General features: G+C 39.3%; 20 protein-coding genes. 15 read left to right on the forward strand and 5 right to left on the reverse strand.

What is annotated here, in order from left to right:
* Positions 1-9: 9 nt before the first annotated feature.
* From VB693_RS03600 to VB693_RS03625, 6 genes are all read left to right on the forward strand, one after another.
* A complete protein-coding gene (locus VB693_RS03600) occupies positions 10-765 on the forward strand; it encodes a hypothetical protein (RefSeq protein ID WP_323265084.1) in 756 nt (251 codons plus the stop codon).
* 71 nt (positions 766-836) lie between these two features.
* Positions 837-1,910, forward strand: a complete 1,074-nt coding sequence (locus VB693_RS03605) for a hypothetical protein (RefSeq protein ID WP_323265123.1) — start codon at positions 837-839, stop codon at positions 1,908-1,910.
* A gap of 16 nt (positions 1,911-1,926) precedes the next feature.
* Positions 1,927-2,742: a hypothetical protein gene (locus VB693_RS03610; protein WP_323265085.1), complete on the forward strand. Its 816-nt coding sequence runs from the start codon at positions 1,927-1,929 to the stop codon at positions 2,740-2,742.
* 120 nt (positions 2,743-2,862) lie between these two features.
* On the forward strand, positions 2,863-3,555 hold the full coding sequence (locus VB693_RS03615) for a hypothetical protein (RefSeq protein ID WP_190705332.1): 693 nt from the start codon (positions 2,863-2,865) through the stop codon (positions 3,553-3,555).
* Between the two features lie 10 nt (positions 3,556-3,565).
* Entirely contained in the window at positions 3,566-5,119 is a 1,554-nt protein-coding gene (locus VB693_RS03620; RefSeq protein ID WP_323265086.1) for a TrbI/VirB10 family protein, read from the forward strand.
* Between the two features lies 1 nt (position 5,120).
* Complete coding sequence (locus VB693_RS03625) at positions 5,121-5,702, forward strand: hypothetical protein (RefSeq protein WP_323265087.1); 582 nt, start codon at positions 5,121-5,123, stop codon at positions 5,700-5,702.
* A gap of 166 nt (positions 5,703-5,868) precedes the next feature.
* Here VB693_RS03625 and VB693_RS03630 read toward each other — a convergent pair whose 3' ends face one another.
* Positions 5,869-6,153 (reverse strand): hypothetical protein, encoded by a 285-nt coding sequence (locus tag VB693_RS03630; protein WP_323265088.1) that lies wholly within the window; start codon positions 6,151-6,153, stop codon positions 5,869-5,871.
* Positions 6,134-6,379, reverse strand: coding sequence for a hypothetical protein (locus tag VB693_RS03635; RefSeq protein ID WP_190705508.1), 246 nt, complete (start codon positions 6,377-6,379; stop codon positions 6,134-6,136). The genes VB693_RS03630 and VB693_RS03635 overlap by 20 nt, the downstream gene beginning before the upstream one ends.
* A 648-nt stretch (positions 6,380-7,027) precedes the next feature.
* Between VB693_RS03635 and VB693_RS03640 the strand changes: the two genes are divergently transcribed.
* The 4 genes from VB693_RS03640 to VB693_RS03655 all read left to right on the forward strand — a co-directional run bounded on the left by VB693_RS03640 (position 7,028) and on the right by VB693_RS03655 (position 9,563).
* Positions 7,028-7,378 (forward strand): hypothetical protein, encoded by a 351-nt coding sequence (locus VB693_RS03640; RefSeq protein WP_323265089.1) that lies wholly within the window; start codon positions 7,028-7,030, stop codon positions 7,376-7,378.
* A 223-nt stretch (positions 7,379-7,601) separates the two neighbouring features.
* A complete protein-coding gene (locus VB693_RS03645) occupies positions 7,602-8,141 on the forward strand; it encodes a Dps family protein (RefSeq protein ID WP_190705345.1) in 540 nt (179 codons plus the stop codon).
* Between the two features lie 255 nt (positions 8,142-8,396).
* Complete coding sequence (locus VB693_RS03650) at positions 8,397-9,164, forward strand: ChaB family protein (RefSeq protein ID WP_190705348.1); 768 nt, start codon at positions 8,397-8,399, stop codon at positions 9,162-9,164.
* Positions 9,165-9,380: 216 nt separating this feature from the next.
* Positions 9,381-9,563, forward strand: a complete 183-nt coding sequence (locus VB693_RS03655) for a CsbD family protein (RefSeq protein WP_190705351.1) — start codon at positions 9,381-9,383, stop codon at positions 9,561-9,563.
* A gap of 264 nt (positions 9,564-9,827) precedes the next feature.
* Here VB693_RS03655 and VB693_RS03660 read toward each other — a convergent pair whose 3' ends face one another.
* A complete protein-coding gene (locus tag VB693_RS03660) occupies positions 9,828-10,100 on the reverse strand; it encodes a GlsB/YeaQ/YmgE family stress response membrane protein (RefSeq protein ID WP_190705353.1) in 273 nt (90 codons plus the stop codon).
* A 543-nt stretch (positions 10,101-10,643) separates the two neighbouring features.
* On the opposite strand from VB693_RS03660, the gene VB693_RS03665 reads away from it, so the two are divergent.
* Both VB693_RS03665 and VB693_RS03670 read left to right on the forward strand, forming a co-directional pair.
* Positions 10,644-11,903, forward strand: a complete 1,260-nt coding sequence (locus VB693_RS03665; RefSeq protein WP_323265090.1) for an MFS transporter — start codon at positions 10,644-10,646, stop codon at positions 11,901-11,903.
* Positions 11,904-11,985: 82 nt separating this feature from the next.
* Entirely contained in the window at positions 11,986-12,957 is a 972-nt protein-coding gene (locus tag VB693_RS03670; protein WP_323265091.1) for an N-acetylglucosamine kinase, read from the forward strand.
* Between the two features lie 7 nt (positions 12,958-12,964).
* Here VB693_RS03670 and VB693_RS03675 read toward each other — a convergent pair whose 3' ends face one another.
* Both VB693_RS03675 and VB693_RS03680 read right to left on the reverse strand, forming a co-directional pair.
* The gene (locus VB693_RS03675) at positions 12,965-14,017 is read right to left on the reverse strand and encodes a WD40 repeat domain-containing protein (RefSeq protein ID WP_323265092.1); all 1,053 of its coding nucleotides are present in this window, start codon (positions 14,015-14,017) and stop codon (positions 12,965-12,967) included.
* 631 nt (positions 14,018-14,648) lie between these two features.
* A complete protein-coding gene (locus VB693_RS03680; protein WP_323265093.1) occupies positions 14,649-15,896 on the reverse strand; it encodes an FGGY-family carbohydrate kinase in 1,248 nt (415 codons plus the stop codon).
* Between the two features lie 159 nt (positions 15,897-16,055).
* Here VB693_RS03680 and psaM point away from each other — a divergent pair, with 159 nt between their 5' ends.
* The 3 genes from psaM to VB693_RS03695 form a co-directional block, all read left to right on the forward strand.
* Positions 16,056-16,151: a photosystem I reaction center subunit XII gene (gene psaM, locus VB693_RS03685; RefSeq protein ID WP_027404816.1), complete on the forward strand. Its 96-nt coding sequence runs from the start codon at positions 16,056-16,058 to the stop codon at positions 16,149-16,151.
* Positions 16,152-16,896: 745 nt separating this feature from the next.
* Positions 16,897-17,310, forward strand: a complete 414-nt coding sequence (locus VB693_RS03690; protein ID WP_323265094.1) for a hypothetical protein — start codon at positions 16,897-16,899, stop codon at positions 17,308-17,310.
* A gap of 604 nt (positions 17,311-17,914) precedes the next feature.
* The coding region (locus VB693_RS03695) for a DUF1565 domain-containing protein (RefSeq protein ID WP_323265095.1) at positions 17,915-18,991 on the forward strand (1,077 nt) is incomplete at its 3' end.

Raw genomic sequence — 18,991 nt, forward strand, 5'->3', positions numbered from 1 at the left:
GATAAGTAAATGAAAAAAACCATTGCATTTACGTTAGCTTTTTCCGCCTTATTAATTTTGCCTGCGATCGCACAATTAGGTAAAGTTTGGGTAGACTTTCAATATTACTCTACAGACTTTCAAAACTACCTGAGCAATAACCTCAGTGACAGTTTAGAAAATAACTCACAAAATGCGCTGAATAATTCTCGTGGTGATTTGAATCTACCTAATCCAGTAGATGCAGGAAAACAAGCCCGGCAAGGTATTTTATTTTTTAATTCTATCCCTGATAAATTTGAAAACAATCAGGCTGTACATTCTAATTCAGTCACCAACGAAATCAATCGAGTAATTACTCGTAGTTCAGTCGTAGGTGTTTTAGGTAGAGATGCCCAAATCAGAACAAAAAATAAACTAGAAAATACTGAACGCACCATAGACACTATTACTAATATTAATAATGAATCTAATAGTATATTCGATATTATTGTCAATAATTTACCTCCTGGTGTTACAGAAAGCTTTGTCAAAAGAGAACAGTCCAACTTACAGCTTCAAAGTATTAAAATCCAGAGTGAACAATCAAAAATAATAGCTGAAAACTTAGCCCAAACTTTGCAAACAAATCAATTTATTCAATACTCCAATTTAAACTTAGCCAACATTTCCCAACAAATGGAAGAATCAAATCGAGCGAGGAGATTAGATTCAGCCACAGAAGCATCCAGACTATTACGCACCACTTCCCAGATAGAATTATTTGGTACAAAACCAGAGAATTAATCATAAATACCAAAGTATACAGATAAATATGTATGACTACCTTTGCGCCTTTCCTACAGAACGCTCCGCGAATGCGCCTACCCTTCGGGAACAACTCCGTTGAATGCGCGAAACAAATCCTAGCAGAAATTGGCATTACCGACACCCTAAATAGTGGTGCAACAACTGCTCGCCGCCTAGCCGAGAGTTGGGACAATCAATGGCTAGACTTACTACAAAATGATACCAATAACAACCTCTATGGAGCATTAACCAACCTAGGTGTATTCTTCGCCGTTGGAACACTCCTATTTTTCATGATGCAATGGCTCAAAGATGTTATTCACAGTGAATATTCCCGTCCGATATCGGCACTTGTTTGGCCTTTTATAGTCGTAGTGCTATTAAGTAATGCTGGTAATGGTAGCATTCTTTCAAACTTGACCTTGGGAGTCAGAAATTTTATTAATATAGTCAACCAGCAAGTAATCACTACAGCCAATGCCAATCAAGTTTATCAGCAAGCATTAAATATGAGTGTAGCCGAAGAAGTAGCTGGTTCATTACTACGTCCTTGTCAGTCACTAACTGGAGAACAACAAACCCAATGCTTAACTAAAGCCAGTGAGAGAATTGATAATCTCTGGAGTGAATATAGAAATTTGTACGGTGATCAAACTTGGATTAGTAGACTAGAAACTCAAGTCAATCAAATTAGATTCGGCACAGGAATTGTTACTGAAAATAACTTTAATTCCTTGTTAGGTAATACGGCTCAAACCACGATTAAAAACTTTTTAATCTCTTTACAGTTTGCTTTTCAAAATTTAATAGAAGCTACCATGCTGTTAATAGCAGCTTTAGGCCCTTTAGCTGTGGGTGGTTCTTTACTACCCGTCGCTGGTAAGCCTATTTTCGCTTGGATAACAGGATTTTTAGCGGCGGGAATTGCTAAAATTTCCTTCAATATTATTGCCGTCTTAACTGCCGCAGTGATAGTGAATGGCCCAGCACAAGACCCTAATGCTAATCCTGATTTAATGTGGTTTATCATCTTCTTAGGAATCTTAGCACCACTATTATCTTTGATTTTGGCTGGTTTAGGGGGAATGTCAGTATTTAATGCTATTAGTAATTCATCGGAATTAGTCAGAGACAGAATATAAAAGGGGTAAAGTAGCGATGGCTAATTTATTGACGAGAAAAAAAGAACAAAAAATTAGTGCTTTAACAGTATTTGCGATCGCCACTTTTGGTTTACACTTCTTAGTATTATTAATTTTCCTGGTACAAGGGTTGAATATCCGCCAATTGAGCCTGCGAAAACCTCCTACTTTTGTGCAGACAATTGATGGTCAACCGATTAATAATATTGATGAATTAGCCAGAGAACCCCAAGCTATTCGTCAGTTTGTCAGTAAAACGATGATGTCAATGTTTAATTGGTCAGGAACTTTACCCCCACAAACTATTGAAGAAGTCGCCAAACCCAAAACCGACACGGGAATTTTAGTCAGAACACCAACCGGTGGTAGCCAAAAGGTTACTACTAGCAGTTGGGTAGCCAGTTTCGCCATCTCTGAAGATTTTCGCAAAGGTTTTTTGAGTGTGGTAGCTGACATGACTCCACCAGAGGTTTTTGCTACTAACCCCAATCAAATCATGACCGCACAACTAATTATCAAGCGAGTCTATCCCCCCGTACAAATCTCTCCTGGTCAGTGGCGGGTAGGGATGGTAGCTGACTTGATACAAAAAAAACAAGCTGATGGTCAAAGATTAATTACTCCGTTTAATAAAGATTTATTGGTACGTGCAGTAGATTATTTTCCCTATCCCTTAGTAGAAAATAGCACCGACTTGCAAAAAGCCATTTATAGTAGTCGCACTGACAAATTAGAAATTTATGAACTTCGGAATTTATGTTTGATAGATAACTATAACAGTGGAGAGACAAATCAATCAAATCCATGTACAAATGATAGTTTCATTAAATAATATTTTTTCTCTGTGTCTTCCCTGCGGGACGCTCCGCGAATGTGCCTCTGTGGTGAAAAAGATTTAACCACAGAGACACAGAGGCACAGAGTAAGACAGCTTCTATTCTCTACTCACGCTATGCAATTACTGAAATCTGAAACTAGAAAAAGTAGTATTCTCCCTCTGTTGGCTGTCGGCACGTTTGGGTTACACCTGTTTACCTTACTGTTGTTGATGTTTCACGGGTCGATGTTAGAGCTATTAAATCAGCGATTAACACCGCGCAGTTTAGTGCAACTTGTCAACGGTAATGCGATTACAGTAGACCCAAAATCAAGTATAGAGAGACATCCAGAAACAATTCGCCGCTTTGTGGGTGAAACTATGACTCTGATGCTCACTTGGTCATCCAAACAGCCACAAGCAACCATCTGGGAAACTAGTTCTTCGTTATTAGCTAGTAATTTCCAATCAAAATTTTTATCTGAGATTAATAATTTGAATTTCTCTCGGAAATTTGGCAATACTAATAGAAGTGATGAACATATATTCATCATCCAGAGAATTTCCCAGCCAACCCCCGTTGGTGAAGGAAAATGGAAGGTAGAAATTTTGGCTAATCAATTAATTTTTAATAATTCTGATAACTTAGGTAGGTCAATTTCCTTTAATAAACAAGTTTTAGTAAGAGCTATAGATGAATCAGTAATTTCTCTACCCCCTACACCCCTACCCTGGCATTTAGCCGCTTACCGTTTGGGTGAAGCTCGGTTAGAAATTTATAATATCTGCGACCTCGAAGACAAAAACTGTTCAGGTAATTCCAACTAAGCATTACACCATGACTCCCTATTCTGCTATTTCCGAAACACCCCCGAAACCACTCACTCCTTTAACCACTGAGGATTACCAATTAGATGATTGGGAATCAAAGATGGCGAAGTTGGTTGGCTTGGAAGAAGAATCTATAGATGTTAATCGTCAATCTCTGGGAGATGAAGTATCTCCTTCTGCACCACCAGCAGCTCCAACAGAACAACCCCTAGCCTCTAATCCCTTCGCCAAATTAGCCTTAGTGGGTACGGTTACCTTAACTATCGTGGTGGTGGCTGGGGTGTTTTTATCGCAAATGATGAGCGGTAACAATCAAAAGCCAAAACCTATCGTTGTATCCCCCACGCCATCACCAATTGCTAATTTATCTCCAGAACCAAACCTACAGCAAGAAGTAGAAACTCTCAAGACTAAATTAGCTCTAGCTGAACAAGCTCAGGCGGTGAAGACTGCACAACAAAATCTGAGAAATGCCATCACACCCTCTGCACGTCCAACAGTTACACCCACTCCCACTACACAAAATAACCCTAGTACGACAACTGACCGATTCTCAACGCAGCCTGCACCACGCACGGTGATAGTTGAGCGAGTTGCAGCAAATCCCTATCTACCGCCACCCGTACCTATAGCCAATGCTGCCATTTCACAGCTACCACCCCCACCACTTCCTCCAGTCTCACCAACGATTGCACCACCAACACCCAACCCATTTGCAGAATGGTCAAGGTTAGCCAAGTTGGGTAGTTATGGAGAGGTAACGATGGGTGATGCCCCTAGAGTAACTGCTGCTGTTCGCCCACAGACAAATAATAATTATGTGCCACCGCAGCCTGTCAATCCTAGAATATCCCAAGCACCAGGAAGAAATGCTCCAGTCATCAGCCAAGCAAGATATCAAGCCCCTAAATCTCTCAAGGTAGGAACTAGTGCCAAAGGTATTCTGGCAACGGCTGCATTTGGTGAAACTACTAGAGTCAGAGGTAATGATAATAATAACGACAATCCCAATATATTTGTTGTGCAGCTGCGAGAACCACTCAAAGGCATAGATGGCGCGATCGCTTTACCTGCTAAAACTGAGTTATTGACACAAGTAAGCTCGATTTCTGAACAGGGTTTAGTACAGTTGAAGATAGTCAAAGTCATTGTCCAAAATAATGGCAACCCAACAGAAAGAGGCATACCTGATAATGCACTGCTCATCCGTGCTTCTGGTGGTCGTCCCCTCGTAGCACGACAATATCCCAATTCCAGCTCATCAATAGCATCAATGGATGCAGGACTATTTGTGTTAGGTGGAATGGCCAAAGCCGCAGAGTTATATAACCGTACCGATTCCCAAGTTACCGTCAACGGTGGTAGTACCGTTGTCACCAACGACTCCAATCGCAGAAATATCTGGGCTGGGGTACTCGAAGGTGGTCTAAATTCCGTCGTTCCCCAAATTTCCCAGCGCAATCAACAAGCGATCGCGCAAATGATGCAAAAAAGCAATATTTGGCTGCTATCTGCTGGAACTGAAGTTGAGATATATGTCAATCAATCAATGCAATTTTAAAATGAAAGAATGCAAGCTTACGCACCCTCTTTCCCTAACGAATACCAGGTTACATCGTCATTTCTGCAACGGTGTTTCTCTGATATTTGCAGGAGCAATCTTATTATTAGCAGGTCGTGCTACAGCTAATAACGCTGTTCTCCGGTCAATTTTTTCCTGTCAAGCGCAGGGTTTAGGGGGAGTTGTACCCACTATCAAAGTTTGGTATCAGCAAGGAACAAACTTAAGCTTTATTCCCGCAGGCGAAACCATTAGAAAGGTTTGGCTCAACGACCCATCACAAGTAATATTAGACTTTGATGGCCCTATGTGTATGCAGTTTGGTCAAGAAAGTGGTGCTACAGGAGATTGTAAAAACTCAGGAGCTAATGTCATTCAACTGCGACGCATTGCCAAACTGAAAATTCCCGGATTGCCCAACACTAATAATACACTTTTAACAGTAATTACCGACGCTCAAGGTCAACCAAAACTATATACTTTTAGAGTTCTCTATGGAAATGAAGAACCGGAATATCATACCTTAGCAGTTTTTGCTGATCCGCCTCCTGGTGGAGCATCATGCGTCAGAGTTTCTCGCTAAGGAGTATTAATTAGATGCAGAGGTTGGTAGAGAGTTGATATGTGTGTAGGTTTTTTACAGATAATGTAAATAAATGCCAGAAAAAAATTTTGAATTTTGAATTGGGATAAAACTCGCCGTGGTATAAAAAACCTACACCTGCAACTTTTAGAAACTAGTTCAGTAATCAATTTTGGCTAAAATTAAACAACGGTTGTCTTAACAAAAGTACATTTTGACGCTTGCGCTTATGCTTATTTTTAACAGTAGTTAGATAATTATCAGCATAGCGGAAAGCAGCTGCACCATCGTAAGCAGCGATCGCGATCGCTTGAAAGAAAACTTTGGTAGGGACTTCTTCATCGGAAAGCTTTTCTGTCAGAATCAATAAATCTCTATCTGTTGCCGGAAAAGTAGTCTCTTCTGACCATTCGGGATCGTAAAAAATATCTTCAATTACAGCTTTGGACATTTTGCACCTCCCCAAAAGCAAAAGATGCAAAACCTGTAATAAAATTTAATTGCTGTTCTCGTGTTTGTAAGTTGTCAGGAAGTTCGTTATCACTACATCCAATTTCCTTAAGAATTTCTAAACAATAAGTTCTCAGGTCGCTACATGAAGCATTTTCCCATTTGAGACCTACCTCTTTAGCTTTTTGTACATTGCATCGAATGACATTAGTTACAGGGCTAATCATAACTGGACCCTCATCAACTTGATGATTGCAGTGTTGATCGAAACCACAAATTAGCGTAACCGTGTTTCTGCGGAATTTATGAAGATGGGATACTAAACCATCAGCGCATTTGCGGAAAATAGATTTGAGGCGATCGCGGTTTTCTCTTAAAAATATTATTACATTCACAAAAAATCTTATAAGTGTTGCTGGTATTACACTGAGTATTTACTCAGTAGTAGCGATAATTTTTTGCCGTGATTTTACTGGTACAAGAACCTCTATCTGAAGTAATAGAGAATTATTGATTTGAACTTATTTAAAGTTATGCCTTTTAGCAAAACAAATAAATCTATTTAGTCGATATATCACAAGAATGATTTTATTTTTTATATGAATACAATAAATTTATTTCTATGGGTCGATTTTTAATATAATTTTTTCGGTAACAATATAGTTATTGCGTAAACCTTGCTAGCCAAAATATCCTGAAACACAATTAATTTATTATTTACCTATTTAAATCATATAGGAAAATACCAGGATTTTTCAACAGGGTCTAAACAATCATAACTTTATCAAAATAGATAGAAAGTATGTCTTAATTCAACAAAATTCTATCAAGTCGATTAAGTTATGAGTTTTGCAAAATGTAATTGAGGATTAACAATGAAGATTTTTAGCTCTGTTATAAGCCAATTCAAGTTTTTGATTATCGCCTTTACCTGTGCGTTGCTACTTTTATCTAGCACCATTCCAGCTTTTGCTATCGAGAGCTACCAAAGTGACCCAACAGAAGCTACTACACAACTTCTAGAAACACAACGCCAAACCGATGAAGTAGCTAAGTCTCCACCCCCCACACTAAAAGAAGTGCAAAAAAAATCCAACGAGGGACTTAATGAAGTACAAGGGGCTGCTGATATAGATAAGATGAAGCGTCCAGCAAATTCCCAAAGTGCAACTTCCGTAGAAGATGAAGTTAAGAGTTTCTTAGAAAAAGTTACAGGTAATAAGTAATTAGGTGACAGGTGACAGGTGACAGGTAAAAAACTGTTATCTAAACATTGAGCATAAACCTAAAATACTAGGACAGTAGATACCTTAATATCTCATAAATAAGGTATCTACTGCTACTTTAGTTATAGTAAATTGTCATTTTATAATCTTTCCTTTGATTGATGTAAATAAAGCCTATTATTTGGGAATTTAGTAAATAAGTTAGCTTAGGAATTAAAAAACCATGCGTACTATCAACATTGGTTTAACAGAAGAACAGCGTCAAGGTGTAATTAATTTGTTAAATCAAGATTTAGCAGATTCTTACCTCCTATTAGTAAAAACCAAAAAGTACCATTGGGATGTAGTTGGGCCTCAATTCCGTAGTCTGCATGAACTCTGGGAAGAACATTACCAAGAGCTAACAGAAAATATTGATGAGTTGGCTGAACGGATTCGTGCTTTGGGTGGTTATCCTATAGGCACAATGGAGGGATTTCTCCAAATGACAACTCTTAAAGAACATGGCGGAGATGTTCCTACTGCTACTGACATGGTAGCGCGACTGATGGAAGATCATGAGCAAATCATTCGCAACTTGAGAGATCATGTAGACCGCAGTGGTGAAGAGTTCCATGACCAAGGAACTGCCGATTTTCTCACCGAACTCATGGAAGATCATGAGGAAATAGCTTGGATGCTGCGCTCATTTATTGAAGGAGAAGCATTACAACCAAGTGGTACACAACCAGCAACAGAAACTAAAACCCCTGTAGGCGTGTAAGAAGGGAACAGGTGACAGGGAACAGGAAAGAGTAGAGACGTAGCATTGCTACGTCTTAATATCTGGTGGAATAACTCACCTAATATCTATCTCAGTGTTGGGTTTCCTTACGTCAAACGCCACTCGCCCCAAGTCGGGAGACTCATCCAAGGCGGTGGCTTCCCAACCTACGGATCTGGTGAAAAATCTGGGCTGTCACCTGTCACCTCTCACCTATTACCTATCCCCAGTCCCTTATTTTCAAGGAGCATACAAGTGCCAGCAGTTTATCAAGCAGAACGGACAATTTCCGCCGTATTTAAAGAACAGAAGCAAGTCGATGATGTAATTCGTCGTTTATTAGATAGAGGTGTACCCAGAGATCATATTTCGGTCATGGGTAGAAACTTCCAGTCAGAAACTCGCATTGCCGGATTTATCTCTAAAAGAGATGTAATTCTGGGAGGTTTAAGAACAGGAGCAATATTTGGTTCTTTGTTTGGTTCATTTCTCAGCTTGCTGACAGGTGTCGGTGTACTGTTTATTCCTTTTGTCGGCCCTATTGTGGCAGCCGGCCCCATTAGTGCCTTGTTGTTAGGGGCTGCTAGTGGTGCGATCGCAGGTAGTGCTGGTGCGGGTTTAGTATCAGTTTTGACTACCTTGGGAATGCCTGAAGATAAAGCCGCCATCTACCAAACCCGCCTGCAAGCCGGCGAATTTTTACTCATGGTAGAAGTCCCAAGCGATCGCGCTGGTGAATTTCAGTTACTACTCGAAAGTGCTGGTGCAGAAGAAATTAATACCATTGACAAAACTTTAACTCATCCCTGCCCAGGGCCTTGCAACAGTCCAGAAGACTTGTCTCCTGAAGTTCGTTCTCATCTTTCATCAGAAGCTCAAAACACATTTATTCAACGCTATAACGCGGTGTTAAATGAAACTAGTGATGAGTTTACAGCTGAACAAGCAGCTTGGGCAGATGTCCATCAAAAATTTGATGAAGATGAAAACGGTGTTTGGTCAAAAGCTAAAGTTGGTGTTTAAGCTATTGTTTTAGCTTTAGTGATTATATTTGTGTAATCTATGAGGAATGGTTGATGAACTTTAGTTCATCAACCATTCACTATTTCTGCTGTTTTTCATCTATCTTAGGTGATGAAATAATAGATCAGAGGATCTATCTAGTGGTAGTGATAAAAAATATTTGATTCTGATAATTTATCTTATGTGAATGGTTCTAAAATTTTGAGGTTATTTAATATGAGTAATGAAAAAAGAGTTGAAGCAACAATCAAAAATATTGAAGGCAAACTACAAGAAGGAATTGGCGAAATTACTGGAAACCCATCTGATAGAGCAGAAGGCAAAGCAAAGCAAGTTGAAGCTCAAGTAATTCACACTACAGAAAACATCAAAGACGAGTTGAAGAAAGCTATTGACTAATCAGTCAAAAAGCAGAAATCAAACAAATTTATTTGAAAATGCTGTTTAGTATGGCGGAGCGCAAGCCTATGCGGAATAAAAATCCCAATCCCTAATAAAATTTTCATGCTTGGCTGTGAAACTAGTTTCATCAGGACTGTTTTCTGCCAGCTTAATTTTAGACTCCACCCTTGATACTAAGCAGTGGAGTTTTTATATTTTATGTAATTAAATAAAGGTTAGTTGAGAATAAATTCACTCTAACCATAAGAATTTTATACTTTCTTAGTGACTGGTACGTCCAGTTATTAAACCCCAGATAAAAATAGCAATTATTGCACCGATAATAGCAACAATCAGACCAGGAATACTGAGAGTAGCTGCTGTCAGTTGTAGTCTTCCTGTTTCTAAAAGAGTGACTATAGTACCGCCAATTAAAGCACCAATGATACCTAAAATCATTGCTGACACGATACCACCGCCCTGACGACCAGGATAAATAGCCTTGGCGATCGCTCCGGCAATAATACCAAGAATTATCCAAGCGATAATGTTCATAATTTAATTTTGCAAAACACTTACCAGTAATTTATTAATTAAATTCTGTTTTTCCTTCTGCCGGAAGAAATAAGTATTAATTACTATAGTAATCTATCAAGTTAGTTTTGAAGGTTCGTAGTAAGGACTTTAGTCCTTAGAAAAATCAGGACTAAAGTCCTCTCTACGTTCGCGAAGCGTGTCGTAGACAGACGCTACGCGAACACTACAAACTTGCTTATCCCTCAATTCAAATTTGATGACCTAATAGTAATCTGCTGTGATTTTTGTTCACGTAGTGTGGTGTAGCCATACTTGTTTTGCGTAGGTAGGGATTAGGGAATTAGCCTGTGTAAATTTTACGGAGTTGACAATCACCACTAGATTAATAAATACAAAAGTATTACTTAGTACCCCAAAGCCCCAAAGATAGAATAATCAATATTATTTTTTAAATTGTTTAATACTACAATTGACGTTTATAATTTTCAGGAAGTATTCCTAAAGAGGTAAACATTGTTAACCTCATTTAGAAGCTTTTAAAACCTTTTTTCAGGGAAATTAATGCGGAATCATTCTAAATCTTCCCCTTGGGAATATATCCCCACCCTATATTTTACTTCTGGTGTACCTTACGTCATTATTAACACTGTTTCTGTTATCTTTTACAAAAAACTTGGTATAAGTAACTCACAAATTGCCCTATGGACTAGCTTTCTGTATCTACCTTGGGTAATCAAGATGTTTTGGGGGCCAATTGTAGATATTTACTCAACAAAAAGAAAATGGATACTTTCTACCCAGTTAGCAATGTGTTGCTGTTTGGGTATAGTAGCTTTTTGTTTACAATTGCCAAATTTCTTTTTTATCTCCCTGGCTGCTTTGACATTAGGAGCATTTATTTCAGCAACTTATGACATAGCTACAGATGGCTTTTATCTTTTAGCCTTAACTCCAGAAAAACAAGCCTTCTTTTCTGGTATTCGCTCATTATTTTATAGACTGGCTGTTATCTTCGGCTCTGGGTTTTTAGTGATTATAGCTGGTTTACTTGAAGGTTACCTAAATAATATTCCCTTAAGTTGGACTGTAGCAATTGGTTTTTCTGCTGTCATACTGGCAATACTGTTTATCTTTCATCGTCTAGTTCTACCCTTACCGGAGTCTGATCAACCCAGACAGCCTAAAGAAATTAATCAGATACCATTTATCAAAATTATTACTTCCTATTTTCAGCAAGAAAAGATTTTCGCTATCTTAGCTTTTATATTGCTCTATCGATTAGGTGAAGCAATGCTTGTGAAAATAGCCTCCTTATTTCTGTTAGATAACCCAGAGGTAGGTGGACTAGGGTTAAATACATCAGAAGTTGGTTTAGTATATGGCACATTTGGCGTAGTATCTCTAATTTTTGGTGGCATACTTGGTGGTTTAGTAATAGCTAGATATGGGTTAAAAAAATGTATATTGCCTATGGCTTTAGCTTTGAACTTACCAGATTTATTTTATGTTTACATGGCTTATACTAAACCTTCAATGAAATTAGTCTATCCCCTAGTTTCCTTAGAACAATTTGGCTATGGTTTTGGGTTTACGGCTTTTACTGTGTATTTAATGTACATTTCTCAAGGAGAATATAAAACCTCTCACTTCGCCATATCTACAGGCATTATGGCATTAGGAATGATGCTACCGGGGATAGTTAGCGGCTATTTGCAAAATTCATTAGGATATCCCTTATTTTTTGTTCTGGTTTGTCTCCTGACAATCCCTGGAATGATGACTTTATTTTTCATCCCTTTAAAAGCAGATAGGCGAAATTAAATTCGTAGTAAGGACTTTAGTCCTGATTTATCTAAGCACTAAAGTCCTTACTACAAACACAAGAATTAATACTACGAAAACCATGCGTTATGTCTTAGGAATAGACGGCGGCGGTAGCAAAACAGTGTGTATCTTAATGGATGATACACATCAAATCATTGGTCGCGGTCAAGCAGGTGCAGCAAACTATCAGAGTATAGGCAAAGCAGCAGCATTAAAATCTATTGAATCAGCAATTTATCAAGCAGCGAATGAAGCATTAAAATTAACAAATTCAATCAAAATTACCTCGCTATATCTTGGTTTAGCTGGTGTCAGTCGTGCCGAAGATATGAAAATAGTCAAAGATATAGTCAAAGAATTACAAAACAATCATTCTTTACCTATTATTTGGGATTTTCAGCCATCTAATATTGTTATTTGTAATGATGCTTTGATTGCTTTAGTTGGCGGAATTGGTCATGCTGTAGGAATTGTCGTCGCAGTCGGTACTGGTTCTATAGTTTTCGGTCGTAATTCTCAGGGAGAAACTAAGCGAGTAGGTGGCTGGGGGTATATTTTAGGCGATGAAGGTAGTGCCTATCAAATTGCTGTTGGCGGGATGCAAGCAGCATTAAAAGCTTATGATGGACGGGAAAAATACACCAGACTTGTAGAAGATTTTCAACAGCATTTGAATTTGGCAAGTATAGAAGATTTAATCGAAGTTATCTATCGCCGTGGGTGGGGAGTTAAACAAATAGCTGCTTTAGCACCAATTGTAGATTTAGCCGCCGCCTCTGGTGATGAAGTAGCTAATCATCTCATTGATGATGCTGTCCAAGAATTAGTAAAAGCGACATCTACAGTAATTGAAGCCATTTTCGACTCTGACTCAGTGTTTGAAATAGTCACAACAGGAAGTGTATGGCGGGGTAAATGTGAGATGCAAGCGAGATTTAATACATCTATTGTGAAGAAATATCCTCAAGTAAATATCATCTTTCCTCGTTTTGAACCTGCTTATGGTGCTGCTTTGTTGGCTTTGCAGAGACTAGTAGAAACAGAACAATAACGCCGTCTTAAGGTGACACCCGCCAAATTTTTACAGTCTCATCTCCACCACTACTGACAAGAGTTTTACCATCAGGACTAAAGGCCAGAGAGAAAACCCCAAATATATGTCCCTTGAGACTGCGAATTTCTTCTCCTGTTGTGACATTCCACAGTTTAATATCGTTGTCTCCAACGCCATGACTGATGCTTTGAGTTGTGTTGGTTGCACTTGCGAGAATTTGACCATTAGGATGAAAGCTCAAAGAGTTAGCACTAAGGCCTTGTAAAGTGCGGATTTCTTGTCCTGTTGTGAGATTCCACAGCTTGATAGTGTTATCATTGGCAGCACTAGCAAGAGTTTTGCTATCAGAACTAAAAGCGATCGCTCGCAGTGTAGATGAATGTCCTGTTAGAGTGCGGACTTTTGTACCTGTTTCTACATCCCAGAGTTTGATAGTTTTATCTATTTCCCAACTAGGACTAGCAATAGTCTTACCATCAGGACTCAAAGCTATGGAAGTAATCTTGAGTTCGTCTTCTTTTATGGTGTGTATTTTTTCACCTGTGGCTACATTCCAGATTTTAATAGTATTATCCCAACCACCACTAATCAGCGTTTTGCTGTCGGGGGTAAAGACTACGGAATTAATTCCCAAGTCATGTCCTCTGAGAGTAAGTATTTCTTTTCTTGTTCCCAAATCCCAAAGTTTGATAGTGTCATCACTACCACCACCAGCCAAAATTTTGCCATCTGGACTGATAACTGCCGAATTAACACCCCAAGAATTTCCACTGATAATATCAATTTCTTCTCCCGTTTTTAGGTTATAGAGTTGGATGTTTTTTCCGCTACTAATAGTGATAGTTTGTCCATCAGGACTGAAATCAATAGAATCAACTGTAGAGTTTACAGGTAAGGCTTTTTCTAAAAAGAAACTACTGGGCAAGCTATTAATCAAATATATGGGATTGGCAATAAATCTATAGCGGAAATAACTATATGAAGAAGTGATAAATAATCCCAACATTAAGGCAGTAACACCTTGTAATAATCTTTGCCGAAACTTGAAGACAAGCATAATTTTACTCTGCTTAAAGATTTTGAAAAGCAGAAATTATTCTTTTTTATCTGCTTTAAGAAGTTACTACTGCTTAACACCGGGTATTTACGGAAAGAATGGCTGATCTGCGTGATAACTAGTTATTAGTTGCTTGTTTGCTGTATAAGTAGAACGGCATAAATTAATTAAAGGTTTGTAGTAAGGACTTTAGTCCTTCTTTCACTTGGCTATTTCCTACTCGCAGCCTATCGCGTTGCGCGCACCACGCAAGTTAGTTCAATAAATTCAGGACTTACGCAAGTGTCACAATCGATGGTTGGTGCGTGACGCTATGAGTCTCATGACTACGTTCAAATACTTTCGCAGCGTCACACAACGGCAATAAAGCGGGAGGAAAATCCATACCGCTTTTTGCCTCCCCTACATGAAAAATATGCCAGTTGCGTAAGTCCTAAATGAGTTAAGGGGATAGATGACAAGCACCTACCCCCAAATAGCTGCCCAGATGACGAACCTGGAACTTTAGAATCTGGTATCTAATAAACCCAGTATCAGCCGTGATATATTGATTGTCACTGGGAGAGATACGGATTTAACAGATTTTTGTGAACAGATGATACTGATAAGTAGTTGTGCAAAATTAAATTCATTAAAATTTAGACTTCGCCAAAAGTGCTGTTCCATAGGCGGCTTCTGTATTCACAGACGAGACTACTGGCACTTTTAAACACTGTTGACGAATTGCAGCCCAAGTATGGTTTTTTGCCCCTCCACCGGCTGTATAGACTCGATTTAAGCTATCAGAACCTAATTGTTGTAATAATTCATAGCCTCGCGCTTCTATACGAGCGATACTTTCTAACAAGCCATGTAGAAATTCCACTGGATGATCTGGGCGTGGTGTGAGTCGTGGGAGTAAATTGGGATCGTTAATGGGGAAGCGTTCCCCTGCTTTCAACAAGGGATAATAATCTAACTTACTGGTCTGAGAACTATCAATTTCACGACTCAGATTTTCTAACTCTGCATCAGTGAAAAATTCTCTTAACACCGCACCTCCAGTATTAGAAGCACCACCCGTCAGCCACAAATTACCTAGGCGATGGCTGTAAATACCATATCGCGAATCTTCTACACGGGTACGACTCAAAAGTTTGAGTACCAAAGTTGAACCCAGGGAAGTCACGGCTTGCCCTGGCGATGTTGCACCACTGGCTAAAAAGGCCGCAATACTATCAGTAGTGCCGGCACAAACTAAACAATTAGGAGGAAACAAAAACTGATTGGCAATTTCAGCACGTAATTCTGCTATGGGAGTCCCAGGCGTTAATACTTGGGGTAGTTGAATCGGTAGTTGCAGACTTGTCAGCCATTCTGGGTATTGTAATTGTTCCACGTCATAACCCAGCTTTAAAGCATTGTGGTAGTCACTGATTCCCAACTGGCCATGTAGCAGAAATCCCAACCAATCAGTTTGATGTAAGAAATATCTCGCTTCGCTAAAAGTGGGTAATTGCATCATCCAAAAAAGTTTAGCCAAGCTGGAAGTTGCGCTGAAGACTGTATGATTTGGCGGTGCTATCTGGCTCAATTTATCCAGCACCAATGATCCCCGCGCGTCGTTGTAGAGTAAGGGTGTAGATATGGGGTTGCCTGCATCATCGCACAATAACACAGTTGAGGAAGTACCGTTAATAGCGATCGCTCTCATTTTTCGCCGCCAATTCTCCGGTATTTGCGCCAGCAGCGTCCATAATGCCGTCTCCCATGATGTTACATCAGCGATCGCCCCTGTTGCCCAAGGATATCGTACTTGTGTCTGGATTTGGGCTGCTTCATCAATTACCACTGCCCTCGCCCCTGAAGTACCAAAGTCGATCCCCAAATAAAAACTCATAGTTTTATAAATTTTTTTGCTGAAAAATAACCCAAACTACCGAATTCATCACGGATTTTGTTACAAGATGCAACAAGATGTTCCACAATTTTGGCAAAACAAGGAAAAGTAGTAAACGAACTCTTAAAAATTAGTTTGACGCTCAGGAGGTTTACAACCATGCCTATCTCTGACACTCAAGTTTACATTGCGCTAGTTGTAGCACTAATCCCAGGCATTCTGGCTTGGCGGTTAGCTACAGAACTTTACAAATAACGCCACCATACGTTATCAAGAGTGGAGTCTAATTATTTATGCTCCACTCTTGGAAGCATCAAGGCAGGAGTCGCGTCACTGCGCTCCATAAAATTCAAAATACCCTACGGTTAGTCTTAAACCTGAGTCAAAAAGGCCAGCCTACAAAATTCAAAATTAATGACCCTTGTAGCCTATAGACAATTTCGGCGATTACTTAAGGTTTTACCCTATTACACTTGTCATAACTAATTTAGTATAATTTAGAACTAACTTTATTCGACAATAACCTTATTAATACTGAAACGATATAACTGAGATCATTAACTAAAAGCTATGACAATCAATATAAATACAGACGTATTAACAGGTATTAGCAAATTAAAATTGACAATAGCAAGATTGTTTTGATACCTTGGGAGCAATTAGTCCCACCTGAATACAGGTAAAGACTAAATAAGCACAAAAAAATACATCATACAACAACTTGTGATTTACCAGTGAGAATACGGTTTGGAATTGACATTAATTACTAAAAGAATAATAATCCTGGCAGATCAGGTGCAGTTTCCAGAAACTGGTGGACAAATACCATTAAGTTAAACCAGTTACTTACGTGTGGTTTGTTTTTTTTGACAATTAACATACGTGTAGCAATTTGGAAAAAATGAAGTAATATGTCAGCTAATCTTAGTCGTAATCATAGCTAATAGGCTATTTATGGCTTGCTTTATTCATCAGGAAATTTCTCTTTTTAAGAAGCATCATGAACGCTTTTCAACCTTCTAGACCTCCACAACAACCACCTATACAAAAACAACAAGCTATTCCTCGGCCAAAACGCCATCTTCGCCAACGTTCTTACAAGGTGATGGCTGTAGAAGTTTCAGCCAAGGTAGCTGTCAATTTCGTTATTTCAGCAACAGCAATATCCGCATTAGTTCAACTTGTGCCAAATCATTGGTCACAGCAAAGTAAGTTGCGAGAAGTTAGTACAGAAGTGAAACAAATAGAAAAACGCGTCAGCATTTTACAGGCTGAATTTAGCCGTAATTTTGATCCGCGCCAAACTAAAAGTGTTATGCAGCAACAAACATATAAATTTGAACCTGGTCAACGTCCGATTGTTTTAACCAATCAATATGGACAGCAAATAGACATCTCAGAGCCTTCACAATAAGCAAAATATTAGATTGGTGATTGGTATTATACAAGTTGCTGACAGAAGTAATTATTGCTAAAAAATAGCCCTGGGTGCAAATTTCTTATAGTTAATAGTTAACATCTAACGCCGTGTGCAACTTTCTCTCAAACCTAACCCCCAACCCCTTCCCTACATTCTCTTCTCCCAAAGGGAGACGCTACGCGAACGAGAGGCTACGCCAACGCGCAGCGTGTCGGAGACAGGGAAGGGGAGCAAGATTTAAAGCCTCTCTCCTTGCAGGGGAGAGGTTTGGAGAGGGGTTTCAAAAATAAGTTGCACATCGCGTCATCTAAACTTTTTCTAGTGTTATTTTATTTACCATCTATCGCTCTTCTGTCACTTTCCAGATTCACTAAATTATCCAGAAGAATAAATTGATTCATTGCACTAATTAGGTGAATGAATCCAAGCAATCAATCAGAATGGGGGAAAATACCAAGCCAAGCCCCACAGCCAGCCATCCTACAATTTTCTGGAATATACTGTCTAAATTTGGTAGTCAATGTTGCAAATGTTAGCGATCGCTAGCTATTTTCACAGTTAGCGTTAGTATGGCTATGTATTTTTCTACAGTATAAATATGACTCAAAATCTTTACGTAAATCCAGTTATAGGCAGCGACACCAACCCCGGTAGCCAACAATCCCCCTTTAAAACGATTACCCAAGCCCTGAAAGTTGCTACACCAAATACTGTCATTCAACTAGCCGAGGGGAATTACAAAGCCGATAGCGGTGAAATTTTCCCCTTCACGATTCCCTTTAGTGTCAAAGTTATCGGTAATGAAGCCAACAAAGGCAACAATATTTTCATAGAAGGTAGTGGAAGCTACCTCAGTCGGACTTTTGCCGGTCAAAATGTTACCTTTGTGATGTTAGATGGGGCGGAACTAAGAGGGGTGACTGTTACTAATCCCGCTAGTCGTGGTAGTGGTGTCTGGGCAGAATCAACCGCCCCCACCATTACTAATTGCACCTTTATTAATTGCAAGCGCGAGGGTGTATTTGCTACCGGTGATGCCAACCCAGTGATTATTGGTAACGTGTTTACCGAGAATGCCGCCAATGGAATTGCGATCGCTAAAAATTCCCAGGGTAAAATTCAAGGTAATGTCTGCTTTAAAACAGGTTTTGGTATCGCCATTAGTGACACTGCATCACCCACACTTATAGATAACAAAATTTACGATAACCGTTCTGGGATAATTGCCTCTGGTAATTCCCGTCCCATATTGCGTAATAATCTCATTGAAAACAATACTGATGATGGTTTGACTGTTATCGTTAATGCCCTACCTGATCTTGGCAATACTAATACCCCAGGCGGTAACATTTTACGCAATAACGCTAAATTTGATGTACAAAATGCTAGTGCCAATAAATTGGTGTCTGTCGGTAATCAAATAGATAAAACTAAGGTTTCAGGAAATATAGAGTTTGTAGATATTCAAGTTATCACTCCCACACCGGCACCAACCCCGACACCGACACCAACACCGATACCAACCCCGACACCGACACCAACTCCGACACCAACCCCGACACCAACACCGACACCAACTCCGACACCAACACCAACCCCGATACCGACACCGACACCGATACCGACACCAACTCCGACACCGATACCGACACCGATACCGACACCGATACCAACT

The sequence above is a fragment of the Anabaena sp. UHCC 0399 genome, from assembly GCF_034931465.1.
GTDB classification, from domain to species: Bacteria; Cyanobacteriota; Cyanobacteriia; order Cyanobacteriales; family Nostocaceae; genus Trichormus; species Trichormus minutissimus.